Origin of the sequence: Caldivirga sp. (genome assembly GCF_023256255.1) — an archaeon.
Taxonomy (GTDB): domain Archaea; phylum Thermoproteota; class Thermoprotei; order Thermoproteales; family Thermocladiaceae; genus Caldivirga.
Genome location: NZ_JAGDXD010000024.1, coordinates 1 through 13,974, shown reverse-complemented (window position 1 = coordinate 13,974; position 13,974 = coordinate 1). Strand labels below are relative to the sequence as shown.

Here is a 13,974-nt window from a genome sequence, read left to right as displayed (position 1 = left end):
AACAACCAACACCAAACGCCAACCCACACCCAAACAAAACACAAGAAACATATAAACCCTACACCATAACAAGAATTCTAGACAGTACGCATCCATGTTGACCTAGGGATTGAGCTAGCCTTGATGCTTAAGGTTTTTAGAGGAAGAGGGGATTTGAGGGAGCTGATTAACGAGGCCTTGAAGGATAATCCATTGTTAAGTATAATATCTTCAAAATATTGTCTGATATGAGGATTAATGAATGATTTAACGTTGCTGGATTATTGACTGGTACTTGCCTGCAATTAAACCAAACAGTCCAGTTTACATGATTATTGATGCTTCAAGCAAATATGTTGACAGGAAACTAAGGGTATTTGCCATCGATGAGGATTAATCTTTAATCGGCATCCTAGACTAGCACCCTGGGCTTAATTCTTTTTTATGATTGTGGAGGTATTTTAATGTTTATTTCCTTTTAGTGTTATTAGGTATGCTGGGGCTGTGTGCTTATCTAGCTTAAGCTTTCTCATTACCTCATCATGTTCCTCATATAATTTTACAAACACTCACCTTAATCAAGGTTACCAGTAACCACCGGTTTCCGAGAACCACCCCAGAAGAGTAATGAGGGAACCAGATAGCCACCACAATGAACCCAAGGGTAGCAACCACTCCCAGGCGGGCGGCTAAGCCTTATCTACACTATGACTCCTTAACTAGTCTCTCTATAGTTTGCCACAGGTCTCCTATTTATCAATGCCTGCATGTGTTTAAATCCCACCTCCGCACCATTCTATTTCTTCTTCCAGCCTGCGGGTTCAGGTATTTTAATTGGTTAATGCCTTAGCGAGATGGATCAACCTTGCTATAGGCGAGCCCACACTTAATGAGTGTAGCTTACAATAAGGTCATGAATACAGGATATGCATGTAATATTGAATTAATCGACTCATACAATAATACCCTTACCTCAACAATATCATTAATGGTGAATAATCCACCTGCGTTAATTGATTATGCCTAAATAGTGAGAATCCCATTAATACATGGTATTATCTAACCAGGATTGTGTACACGTATATTAGTGAAACTTACGTGAACTTTCTAGGCAATTACTGGGGTATTAACAGCACCGACACCAATAATGATAGTATTGCAGATGTTCCCTACGTAATTAATGATGACAACGTTTACTATTGCTCATTAATGCCTCCATCCTAGTATTGTAAAATTATGGTAATTGCAACTGCGGGAATTAAGGCAACACATATGGTTGTTATACCATTAATACTTAGATGTTGTAATGTGCGCCTGATCATACCATTATAGGTATAAACAAGTATTAGGCATACTTATGAAATTAAAGGCGCATTAAATTTACTTAATAATGAGGTAATTCAATCACAGAGACCCTATACTTCATGGTTGATGACGTTAAATTTAGTATCCACAAACTAAGACCACTTCCCTGAACTCTTATCATCGATGAAATTCGTTAAATAAAGTTACGTTAAAATGGCTTAATGTATAATTAATAAACTTAGGTTCGCCTTGAGTAAATAAATGTACTCATTTTTCACTCAGTAATGGTACTATTACCGTCGTCCATTAATTACTTTGAATGATCTAAGTTCGCTGGGCAATTATGTTATTAATGCTCTCTATCCTTATAGAGTATGAATATTGATGCATCATACATTATTTTCATTACTCCACTTAAAATAAATGGTAGTTGAAATAACCCCATGGATAATGCTAAACCAACTATTGGTGAGCCAGGTAGGGAGCTAATGCTTCTAGCGGTGTTCGTAATGGCATTAGCCGTAATCCTCTCATGGTCATTATTAAATATGTGCGCCATTAGGGTTTGCCTAGTTGGAACATCCATTTGAGAAAGACTTTGCCTAAGTAGGAGGAAAGCTAAGCTGCCTATGAATGTACTGGAGATTGGTATTAGGATTAAGAAAATGTTTGAAGTCAGGTGCGTGAAGACCATTGTATTCAGGGTACCAATCCTCCTTGCTAATAATGGAGCTAAAACAAGTGATAATGCTGTAATTACGTTCACCACCATGAAGACTACACCCAGTCCCCTCAAGGATACTCCATATCTTAGGTAAAACCAGTAGGATAGGAGTGATTGCGACACTAACCCCCCACCGAAGGCATCCACTGAGAAGAGTATGGTTAACCTTCTAATATCATCAACAGCACCCTTACTTAACTTTACCTTCCTGGTTCCTCCATAATCAGCATCAATTGCCTTAAGCCTTAAGTAAATAATCAGCATTATTAAGCCTGCTGCAGCATAAGTAATGAACATGAGCCTCATCACTTGAATTGAGCCATTGAAATAGGAGGGTAGGGAAGTCATTAAGGCCCCTAGCGATGATGCAGAGTACCCAATTAGGTTGTATAGGCCTAGGAATTCACTAACCTTATCGCCAATTAACCTAGGTGCAACACCAACCTCAACGGATTGGAAGGGACCTGTCTCAGTTCCAGTTGTACTAATGTTTCCCACTAATAAGGCAAGCGCCAGTAGTGGGATTGAATCAGTAATCATTAAGATAAAGCCTGAAATCACCATTAGCACACTTAGCATTATTAATAGCCTCCTCTTCCCAATTACGTTACCATACCATGTCAACAACATGTTTGATACAACATTACCCATTATCATTAGGAACACACCCATACCAACGTAGAGGGGAGGGTAACCTAACTTAGCTAAGTAAATTGGAGTTAATACACTAACCATACCTGAGGCAAGGGTTCTAACCCCCTTAGCTGAAAGTATTAAGTAAGCATCCCTAATTAACCTCATGCCTAAGGGAGCCCCTGCGACGCCATTTTAAGTATGCGGGTCTAGATTTAAGATTATTAATAATAAACCAAGCAACACCTATTGAAGGATACATCGCTACATTACCTAAATAACATTCGTTATTTTTAACCATACAAACTGTTTGCAAGTTACCTTGCCTTTTCAATGCTGATTTCCTGCCTCATTACCTCACCTCGCTCTTAGCCTATGCTAAGGGTATTGGATGTGGCTCTGCAGGTTTAAGTCACTCCACAAGCGGAACCCCCTAAGACTGGGGAGCCGTCAGTAGTGCTTAGTCCTCATGAATATTCTAATGGAACTTATATTAACAATTAATTGATTTGAAGAGGTGTAGGGTTGGTTACTTTGAGGTTAATGATTTAGTTACCTTAGTGGCTAATACGAAACTCGCTATCATCAGCACAACCCCTATTAGCGTGTTTATGGTTATTGAGGGTAACCATGGTTGAGGCTTAGTTGATGCCGATGCCATTAATGTGGCTATTATTGCGGCCCAGGCAGCCAACCAGGTTCCACCATTATACCCTAAACCAGCACCAGTGGATCTTACGTTGGCAGGTAATAGGTCCCTAATGTAAACTTGCATAACCCCGACAGGCAGTACTGCTAGGAAGTCCCATAGGAGCACTAGCCAACCGTTACCGACTATTAATACACCATACATGGTTGGGTAAATCAACACTAGTATTGATATTGAGGCAACTAGGAGAGCGTTCTTGGAGCTCCTTAACCAATCAACGAGTACGCCACCAAACACACTGCCCACTGCATCACTCGCAGAAAGAACTGTTAAGATTAAGCCAGCTAATTTGTCTGGGTAGTTCAAGACATTTTGAAGAATGAATGGTGATAACTCAAGCATAACGTAGTACTCGTACAGGAAACCCATTGTTGCTAAGAGTATTGTTAACATTGGTAACCAGTAGTTCCTAAATAATGACTTGTACGGGCTCTCAACCTTCTCGGTCTTCTCCCATTCAGGTGATTCCGTTAGGAACCTCCTCCTAAAGATGAAGGCCACTATGGTTGTCACTATACCACTCCAGAAGACTATCCTCCAACCTATTGTGGCCATTGCGCTCTGGGGTAGGTATGTTGCAACAATAGTGTACGTGAAGGTAACCCCAAATATACCTATATCGAACCCGGCCTGCATAATACCACTAGCCAACCCCCTCCACTTAGTCACGCTTTCCACGCTCATTATGCCACTGGAAGAGTATTCACCTCCCAGGAAGAAGCCAACCGCAAACCTTAGGATGAGTAGTAGTATTATTGCGGCTAATCCTGCCTGGGCGTAGGTTGGTAGGAAGCCCATTAGGAAGCTTGATAAGCCAGCGCCAAGCATCGTAATGTACAGCACGTAACGCCTACCTATCTTATCCGATATGTTACCGAAGAATACACCACCAAGTGGCCTAACTACTAGGGAGATGCTGAAGACGGCTAATGTGGCTAACATTGACCCCAGGTTACCTAACTGGCCGAAGAATAAGCCCTTAATAATGGGTGCTACGAAACTATAGGCTACGAAATCATAAGCATCTAACCCCCAGCCAAGCATTGAACCAATTACATTACGCCAATTAAACACACCCTGCTCCGTAATATTACTTGCCCCCACTGCGGGGTGTGACATGTATTGTTTTAAAGTTTTACTCTATATGGTAATGTTTTTAAGTTTAGATTAGATGAAATATTAATATGTCTGTACCTCAGAGGTATAGGGGCAGGCCTATTGAGGAGTTAATCTCAGCAGGCTACTATGATCCTGAAACAAGAACTGTTAAGGCTATTAAGGGACTTGAACTCCATGTGCATAGTAGGGATTGGCAATTGGAGGGTCCCCTTAGGATGCTGTTTCACGTTTTAGACCCCATGGTTGCTAAGGACCCTAAGAACCTAATCGTCTACGGTGGCACTGGTAAGGCTGCTAGGTCCTGGGATGATTTTGAGGCTATTGTTGACGCATTATTAATAATGGATAGTGAAGATACCTTAGAAATACAGAGCGGGCAGCCGGTGGCAATTTGGAGACTTGGTAAGCAGGCTCCCAGGGTCATTATGAGTAATGCCATGCTTGTTCCAAAGTGGGCTGACTGGAGGGTATTCTGGGACCTTGAGGCTAAGGGGCTCATAAGCTTCCATCAAATGACAGCCGGCTGCTGGGCTTACATCGGCACACAGGGGATTCTTCAAGGCACGTATGAGACAATTGGCGCGGCTGCCGATAGGCATTACGGTGGCTCCCTTGAGGGTAGGCTTGTGGTTAGCGCTGGTCTAGGCAACATGGGTGGTGCCCAGCCACTTGCCATTAAGATGCTTGGTGGCGTGGCCTTGATTGCCGATGTGGATGCCAGAATGATAAGGAGGATGATTGATACAGGTTACCTAGATACTTGGACCGATAGCCTTGATAAAGCAGTGGACATGGCCCTTGATGCAAAGGAAAGGAGGCAAGCTATCAGTATAGGTGTCTTAGCTAATGCGGTTGACTTGCTTGATAGGCTTATTAAGGATAATATAACACCTGATATACTCACTGATCAAACGCCTGCACATGATCCATTATCCTACGTCCCACAGGGATTAAGCATTGAGCAGGCTGAGCAATTGAGGAGGAGTAACCCTGAAAAGTACATGCTCATGTCGAAGGAAACCATGAAGAAGCACGTACAATTAATGCTTGAATTACAGAGGAGGGGTGCTGTGACTTTTGAGTACGGTAATAACCTCAGGAAGCAGGCCTATGATGCTGGTGTTGAGGATGCATTCAAAATACCTGGTCAAATGGAGTATATGAGGCCATTATTCGAGGAGGGGCGTGGACCATTCAGGTGGACTAGCCTTGTTGGTGATCCAGGCGACATTTACAAGCTTGATGATGTATTGTTAATGTTGTTTGAAAGAAACACGAGGCTTACCAGGTGGATTAAGGCAGCTCATCAATACGTTAAGTTCCAGGGGCTACCGGCTAGGGTTGTTTACCTAGGCTATGGGGAGAGGGCCTTGTTTGGTAAGGTCGTTAGTGAATTGGTTAGGAAGGGTGAGTTAAATGGCCCAATATGGTTTGGTAGGGATCACCTAGATAGTGGTTCCGTGGCTTCACCATTTAGGGAGACTGAGGGCATGCTGGATGGCTCTGACGCTATTGGTGATTGGCCAATACTTAATTACGCACTTAACACCGCGGCCGGCGCCACATGGACCTGCTTCCATCATGGTGGAGGCGTTGGTGTTGGTTATGCGATCCACGCGGGCTTTGGGATGGTTGTTGATGGTACTGAGTTAGCTGAGGAGAAGGCATTAAGGGTTTTCACTGTTGATCCAGGTTCTGGCGTTGTTAGGCATGCCCACGCGGGTTATCCGAAGGCCCTAACTGTGGCTAGGGAGAGGGGCATTAGGATACCGGTTATTGATAGGCTTGAGGAGAAGAGTAGGAGGGTTATTGAGGAGGCTTACAGGGAGGGTAGAATAAGCATGTTCACGTATGATAGGGTTAAGAGGGATCTTCAGAATTATGAGGAAAGGAAGCGGAACTACAGGACACCATTCAATACTTAACACGCCTCGTAATCGTGAACCACCTTAAAGCAACCAGTATTTTAATCGTAATAGTATCATTGATTAACCCACACTGCGTTAATTAGGATAACCGCCGCCAGCATGCTTGTTACATCATTCAAATCAAAGGGTGGGGTAACCTCAACCACGTCAAAGATCCTTGGCTTCAATGAGTGGCTTAGCAGGGAAACTAACCTAATCACCTCCCTGGAAGTGAATCCGCCGGGTGATGGACTATTAACGCCAGGGGCAAAGGCTGGATCAACAACATCAAGGTTAACGCTTAGGTAGGTTACTCTTCCCTCAACCTCACTCAACACTTCATTAATTACTTTATCTATACCGTGGGAGTCTAAGTAATCCATGGTATATACTTTAACGTTAAGTCTCCTAGCCTCATCTAATAGGTACGGTGCATTTGAGAATGGCCTCACACCAATTACGCATACGTATGCTTCAGGGTCAATTCCCCTAATCCACCTAATTACTTGACCACTGGTTAAGCCCTCACTAATGATTCTAACGTCTGGATGAGCATCAAGAAGTATGAACGCTAAGTCACCGTTAAGTGAACCCCTTAATCCCCTGAATGATGCGTACGATACTGTACTGTCACCACCAATTATAAGCAATTCCCTAACCATTTTAAGAGATTCCTGCACTGTTAATTCAATTCTACGCCAAGTCTCATCATGATTACCAATAACCACATCAACGTCGCCTAAATCCACTAGGCTTACTTTACCTGAGGTTAAGGGCATTGTGTATAGTATTGACCTAATTCGGGAAGGGGCAAGCCTTGACCCAGGTCTTGTACCCACTGCCCCATCCCATGGTACACCTAGGATTCCCACATCACCACTAGTCCAAGCCCTCTTAATCACCTCACCTAGCCTAACATCGTTAGGGTCCTTAATGAACTTATACATGGATCCTCTTAAAAACGGAGGTTTAGGTTCAGGGTTCCCCATTGTAAAGCATGTTAATTGCGCGTTTAATAATCTAACATATTTAGACTTAAACCATTAAGCACTATTCAAGTAAATGCGCGAGGTTAGGCAGTATTCCCCTTATCGCATTCACAATATTATTAATAATGTTCTCGCCATCAATGGCCTTATCAATCATGCTGTAGGCAGCTCGCGTTACTTCACCGCATTCTCGGCAATCGTTTTTAACCTTAAGCACCATGTATGATACGTAGGCTAATAAGGCTATAAGCCTTGATAAAACATCGTTAACATCATGCAGTTTAATAGCTGAGTTGGCGCTCATTGAATTAACATCCTCCTGCAACCCACTGGTTGGAATATTATGAACCGTTGACGGGGTTGCTAATTCCCTTAACCTTCCCGCTAATGCTGCTGCAGTGTATTGGGTGAGCATTAACCCAACGCGCCATGGCCCATTAACTAGGTAATTGCCCACACCGTTGATTTCCCTCCTCATTAGCTGCATTATCTGCCTTTCAATTAAATTGCCTAACACTGATAGGGCAATGTTAACTGAATCAATGGATAGCGCTATGTATTGCCCATGGAAGTAGCATGTGGATAAAGCCTCCCCATTGAATAGTATTGGGTTATCACTAACTGAGTTGGATTCATCAGTAACCATGCCTACTGCCCAATTAATCAAATCAAGCACGGAACCCAACACCTGGGGTATGCACCTTAGTGAGTATGGGTCCTGCAATCGATTAAACGTGAAATTAACACCTCTAATCGCCCTACTGATTAAGTCAGCTACGTGCTTTTCCCCATGATGCAGCCTAATCGGGTTAATCACGGATTTTAAATATGATATATTTGACCCTGAAGCCTCAATAGTCATTACCATGGCTACAGTGGCCGATTCAACTAGCATTAATGAATCCCAAAGCCCAAGCATCGCCACTGAGGCACTGTAACTGTTACCATTAATTAACGCTAAGGCCTCTTTATAACTCAACTTTAATTCACTCATCCCAGCCTCCTTTAATGCGTAATGAGCATCAACGATCTTACCCCTGAATTTCACGTTACCTACACCAAGTAGGGCTAATGCAATGTGGGCTAATGGTGCCAAATCACCACTTGCACCCACTGAACCGAATTTAGGCACTATTGGTGTAATGTTTAAGTTAAGTAAACTAATCATTGAGTCAATAACCTCCTCCCTAACCCCACTGAAACCCTTCGATAATTGGTGAGCCCTTATCATTATTGCTCCCCGAACCCAATCATCTGGGGCTGGATCCCCAACACCAGCGGCGTGATCAATGAGCAGCTCCACTGATTTTTCAGCGACTTCACTTGGGTTAACGCTAATGTTATACAGTTCCCCTAAGCCCGTGTTAACGCCATATATCTTAACGTTGCTTGAAACCAGCCTGCTAAGCACATCATGTGAGGAATTGATTAAGTCACGTGCCTTACTACTGATCGTAACCTTCTCATACTGCCTAGCCACCTTCACCACATCACTAATGCTTATTTTCACTTCACCACCAAGTTCAATAACCATGAGTCTAAGGCGTAAATGAGGATATTTAATTTATTACCTGCTAAGTGGAGTTAGAGTTCGGTCTTCATTGTGACTAATAGTTGTTTTTCGTGGCTATTGGTCACTCGGCTTCATTACTCCTTCTTCCCCCCATGCCTAGGTTGGGGAGCAGAGCTCCCAGTCACGACACGGGAGTTTCATTGGGTGCCTTCCTCAAGGCCTACTCATTGGCTTCATAGTGGCATCCTCCAATTAAGCATCGAAGGAAAAGACTATGAATTTTTCCGCTACTTACAACAGTTAGGCGTAATACCTTTAAGTTAATTACCATGAGTAGCCGTGTGAAAGCCCAGTTAGCTATTGGCCCAATAGGGCAGTTGGTTACTGCCACTTCAATGCCCTGGAGGTTTAACGATAACGTACTCATAATTAATGATGCAGGGCTCATTATTAATAACGGTTTCATAATAGATGTTGGACCTTGGGACCTGCTGAGAAGTAGGTATGAGTACGACCGCATAATTAACGCTGAGGATTCATTAGTAACCGCAGGTCTTGTTGATCCACACACTCACCTACTGTTCGCCGGCTCAAGGGAGGATGAACTTGAACTAAAACTCAACGGCGTATCCTACGAGGATATTCTTAAACGCGGAGGGGGGATACGTAGAACAATTGAAGCCACCGTTAAGGCTGATGATGAGGAATTAATTAAGGTTGGTTTAAGCAGGCTTACTCAAGCATTAAGCTACGGGACAACTACAATTGAGATTAAGAGCGGGTATGGGTTAAGTATTGACCAGGAGATTAGACTACTTAGGTTAATTAATGATTTAAAGAATAGGACTGAAGTGGATGTAGTAGCAACATTCCTAGCCCATGTACCGCCGAGGAGTGGTAGGGAGGGGTATGTGAAGGATATTGTTAACTCAATGAGTAAGATTAGAGTCTTAGCGACCTTCGTGGATGTATTCTGTGATTCAGAGGCGTTCACAGTAAATGAATCTAAGGTTATACTTGAAGCTGCTTACAATGCTGGGCTTGGACTTAGAATGCATGCTGATGAATTATCCTACATTGGCTGCAGTGATTTAGCCAGGGAATTGGAATTAACATCAATCGATCACCTACTAAACACCCCTGAGGTGAACATTAAGGTAATGGCGATTAAGGGAATTACGGCAACACTACTACCCATAACAGTGTTGACTCTCATGACTAATAAGAGACCATTAGTAAACGTAATGAGGAGTAGCAGGGTTATTACGGCTATAGGCACTGATTTTAGCCCAAACACGTGGTCAATAAGCATGCAAACCGCAATGGAGCTTTCATCCTATCTACTTGGCTTAACACCAATGGAAGCCTTAATGGCAGCCACCGTTAATTCAGCCTATAGCCTAGGCTTAAGGGATAGGGGAATACTAATGCCTGGTTACCTGGCTGACGTAATTATATGGAATGTACCCAATTACAGGTGGCTAACGTACTCAATAAGTGCTAATAAGGTTAAGGCAATTATAAAGAGAGGTAAGGTAATTACCGGCGACTGCCTAAGTTAAATTCAAGATTAAGCGCTGAGAGCAAGAGGAAGCTGGCGTTAAGTACAGCCTTCCTACCAATATACGGCATTGGCTTAGCGTTGCTTGCAGTATACGGCATATTGATTTACGCCGACCCCAAGGCACTATCACTCATATCACCATTCCCACCCCTAGAGCGGGGCATATTAGCCATACCAGCGCTGGCGGTCACAGTACTGCCTGATTGGTTAGCTGGCTTGGCGTTACTGGGTATTTTCATAGATGGCCTAGTGCCGGCGGCAATAATAACAATGGCGCAGGCTAACCTACTAACCAGAAACATAGTTAAACCCATTGTTAAACTAAGCCCTAGCGGTGAGACTAGGTTAGCTAAGTGGGCTTCAGTGGTGTTTAAGTTCATTGCCTTAGGCTGTTTTTGGTTAGTTGTTAAGTTTAAATACTTGTGAATACTTGTAATTACTTGTTGGGAAATGGGTGAGCGGTATTTAAGCACTGGGGAGTTTGCAAGGGTCATGGGTGTTTCTAGGAGTGCCGTGATTAAGTGGATTAGGGTTGGTAGGGTTGTTGCATATAATGTTAATGGTAGGTGGAGAATTCCATATAGTGAGGTTGAGAGGCTAATCAGGGGTGTTCAGAGGATTAAGCGTGTGGCGTTATACGCCAGGGTCTCAAGCAATACCCAGAGAGGCGACTTGGAGAAGCAGGTTGAGTCTCTTAGGCTTTGGGTAGTTAAGAACCTTCCTCAGGCCGAGTACGTGATTGTCACTGATATAGCCAGTGGGCTTAAGGAGGATAGGAAGGGGTTGTTTAAGCTTATAGGGATGGCGAAAAGGAGAGAAATAGATGCCGTGGTTGTCGCGTATAGGGATAGGTTAACTAGGTTCGGGTTTGAATACCTCAAAACATTACTTAACGCATTAGGCGTAGAGATTTTCGTAGTATTTCAAGAGGAGCCAAGGGGTTACTTACAGGAGCTTGTGGAGGACTTCGTGGATATTGTAACATCCTTCGCCGCCAGGATATATGGTAAGAGGAGCCGGAAATACGAGGAGGTGATTTCATGTGTTAAAGACCCTTGAGAGGACTGTTGTTTTGGAGGGTTGGGTTAATAGGTTCGGTAGGCGAGCCCTTAGGGAGATCCTTGAGGCATACAGGGGCATGCTCACGGAGATGCTCGACTATGCTGTGGAGCATAGGGCTTCGCAGGCGACGCTTCACAGGGTGTTCTATAATAGGTTTAGGGAGGAGTACCCGTGGTTGCCGACTAGGGTTATTAAGGGTTGTTACAGGGACGCCGTTAGGAGGGCTAGGAGCTTTCTTAGGCTTAAGAAAAAGGGCCTAGCTATGGGTGAGGAGCCAGCAGTGAGGAGCATCACGGTGGTTTACTCCGACTCACAGGACTGGAGATTAGCGGGTGGTGTTATTGAGCTGAGGACGCACAGGGGGTGGGTGAAGATACACTACAGAAGCCACAGGCAACTATACAAGTACCTCTACGGTGGTTGGAGGCTCTCCGGCGAGCTCAAGGTCAGGCTCAACGGTAGAAGGGTTTTGCTTTACCTGACTTTCAAGAGGGACTTCGAGGTCAGCTATAACCCTAACAACGTCATTGCTGTTGATGTTAATGAGAATAACGTCACGCTGGCATTATTCAGGGATGGTAAGCTTAGTGACGCCTATAGGGTGGAGACGAACCTGGGTAAGATAGTCATTGCCTACTCTGAGAGGAGGAAGAGGATAACTAAGGGTAAGTCGACACGGGATAGGGGCGTGAAGAGGGCACTTAGGAGGTTGAGGGAGGGGGTGAGGAAGATGGATATTATCTACAAGACGGCGAGGATTATCGAGGAGCTGGCTCGGGCTAACAATGCCGTTGTGGTTATTGGGAACGTGCATAGGGGCAAGAGGAGGCTCACTGGCAATGCCAGGAATAATAATCTTAGGCATAGGATACATCAGTGGAGTGCCGCAACACTGGTAAGGGTCTTGAGTGGGAAGCCCATCCACGTTGTGGAGGCCTCCGAGGCATACACCTCAAGCACAGACCCATTCACCGGCAACCGCATCAAGTCCTTCAACCCCTCCGTGATCCGCACTGCGGTGAGAGGGGTCAGGAGAATAAGGGTGGTTAAAATCGCCCTTAGACTCACCAGACTGGGCAACGGGTTAGTCCTAGATAGAGACACCATTGGAGCCATTAATATTGGGCTAAGGTACCTATCCCCAAATGGGAGGCCCATGGCGTTGGCCTCGACAAGGCCCCATGAAGTGCGGGTGAAGCTAATGAACCCACACCAAGGGCCAACCCCACTCACGGAATTAAAAATAATCAAAAGCAATTAGCGCCGTAAGCGGGGAAACGCTTCGTCTTCCTAGTCCCCCCAACGTACGCAATCAACCTACAGCTACTAGGTGGCATAATAATAACCCAAACACTACCTCCCGTATTCCTAGGCCTAGTAATAGATAAGCTCGATAAGTACTCACTAATGGCTGGGTGGTTGGACTAAGTCTTGGAGTTTACTTGGCCATTAAGGAGGGGTTTAACCCACTTTACCCAGTAATGGGGCATTTAATCTACATAGCATTATTAGCCCTAGCCGTAAACCTAGCCATTGTATTAATCGGTACCGCAGTAAGCACCACCGTTAAGAGGATTATGACAGTCCAAGTTCACTGAAGATTTAAACCAATAATGGTTTTACCTTATACTAATCACCCTTAATAATTATGAACATCACCATTATTAGCCTTAACCACGGCCCTCACACCTACGGCAAACTTAAAAGTCTCATCCGTTAAGGCAAAATACTTTTCAATCTTTGAAGAAAGGTAACAGCCCTAACTGAATCACAAGTGTTAGCTCATGAAGGGGGATAAATGAATCAAGAAGCTTACCTTTTAAAGTGGATAGCTTACCTTCCGTGAATATTTTAAAGGGTAATCATGCTAATTAACCTGGCTAGTGGGTTAACCCATGGCGTGGGTTAGGTACTACACTGGCGGTAAAATAACCCTAATCATAACGGTAATCCTAGCCACAATACTCGGCCTAATCATAGGAAACTACCAACCACTAACCAACAACCTACACCTAGTAAAAACCAGTACAATAATCAGGCAAATACCCATTATTGAGACTACCGTAATCAACCACACGATTACAACAACCACGAGAGCCTTGGTTAACTGGACTATCACAGTGACTACCACAGTGTATAATAATACTAGTACTGTAACACTCCCACCAGTTACAGTAACTTACAATTACACCGTCACACTGAACCACGCTACTACAATCACCACTACAACTACTACTACGAGTTACGCTACTTATGCGTACACTGTTACAACAACCCAGACTGTAACAATCACTCCAGTGAATAATACCCTTCCACCTCTCAACCTTTATAATCTAACCAGTATTAGGAATTACTTGGTAGCCAATTGGACGCTTGGGTGGGATGCATTCATAAGGGGCTTCAACCTACTGCAATACGGGTTCTGCATTGGTACACTCTACATTCTTCCAAACGCCACCACAATATGGCT

Annotated in this window: 11 protein-coding genes; 7 read left to right on the top strand and 4 right to left on the bottom strand. The window is 44.0% G+C overall.

What is annotated here, in order from left to right:
• Positions 1–1,633 precede the first annotated feature (1,633 nt).
• A complete protein-coding gene (locus Q0C29_RS03645) occupies positions 1,634–2,809 on the bottom strand; it encodes an MFS transporter (protein WP_291999300.1) in 1,176 nt (391 codons plus the stop codon).
• 361 nt (positions 2,810–3,170) lie between these two features.
• Positions 3,171–4,454 (bottom strand): MFS transporter, encoded by a 1,284-nt coding sequence (locus Q0C29_RS03640; RefSeq protein ID WP_291999299.1) that lies wholly within the window; start codon positions 4,452–4,454, stop codon positions 3,171–3,173.
• 80 nt (positions 4,455–4,534) lie between these two features.
• On the opposite strand from Q0C29_RS03640, the gene Q0C29_RS03635 reads away from it, so the two are divergent.
• On the top strand, positions 4,535–6,394 hold the full coding sequence (locus tag Q0C29_RS03635; RefSeq protein WP_291999298.1) for a urocanate hydratase: 1,860 nt from the start codon (positions 4,535–4,537) through the stop codon (positions 6,392–6,394).
• Between the two features lie 56 nt (positions 6,395–6,450).
• On the opposite strand, the gene Q0C29_RS03630 is transcribed toward Q0C29_RS03635, so the two are convergent.
• Together Q0C29_RS03630 and Q0C29_RS03625 are read right to left on the bottom strand one after the other, a co-directional pair.
• Positions 6,451–7,323: an arginase family protein gene (locus Q0C29_RS03630; RefSeq protein WP_291999297.1), complete on the bottom strand. Its 873-nt coding sequence runs from the start codon at positions 7,321–7,323 to the stop codon at positions 6,451–6,453.
• 103 nt (positions 7,324–7,426) lie between these two features.
• Positions 7,427–8,899, bottom strand: a complete 1,473-nt coding sequence (locus Q0C29_RS03625; RefSeq protein WP_291999296.1) for an aromatic amino acid ammonia-lyase — start codon at positions 8,897–8,899, stop codon at positions 7,427–7,429.
• 374 nt (positions 8,900–9,273) lie between these two features.
• On the opposite strand from Q0C29_RS03625, the gene hutI reads away from it, so the two are divergent.
• The 6 genes from hutI to Q0C29_RS03595 form a co-directional block, all read left to right on the top strand.
• Positions 9,274–10,440, top strand: coding sequence for an imidazolonepropionase (gene hutI, locus Q0C29_RS03620; protein ID WP_367173616.1), 1,167 nt, complete (start codon positions 9,274–9,276; stop codon positions 10,438–10,440).
• An 80-nt stretch (positions 10,441–10,520) separates the two neighbouring features.
• Positions 10,521–10,868: a hypothetical protein gene (locus tag Q0C29_RS03615; protein ID WP_291999294.1), complete on the top strand. Its 348-nt coding sequence runs from the start codon at positions 10,521–10,523 to the stop codon at positions 10,866–10,868.
• Between the two features lie 24 nt (positions 10,869–10,892).
• On the top strand, positions 10,893–11,501 hold the full coding sequence (locus Q0C29_RS03610) for an IS607 family transposase (protein WP_291999293.1): 609 nt from the start codon (positions 10,893–10,895) through the stop codon (positions 11,499–11,501).
• A complete protein-coding gene (locus tag Q0C29_RS03605) occupies positions 11,485–12,765 on the top strand; it encodes an IS200/IS605 family accessory protein TnpB-related protein (RefSeq protein WP_291999292.1) in 1,281 nt (426 codons plus the stop codon). The genes Q0C29_RS03610 and Q0C29_RS03605 overlap by 17 nt, the downstream gene beginning before the upstream one ends.
• Before the next feature lie 154 nt (positions 12,766–12,919).
• A complete protein-coding gene (locus tag Q0C29_RS03600) occupies positions 12,920–13,102 on the top strand; it encodes a hypothetical protein (protein WP_291999291.1) in 183 nt (60 codons plus the stop codon).
• 297 nt (positions 13,103–13,399) lie between these two features.
• On the top strand, positions 13,400–13,974 hold a 575-nt coding region (locus Q0C29_RS03595; protein ID WP_291999290.1), incomplete at its 3' end, for a hypothetical protein.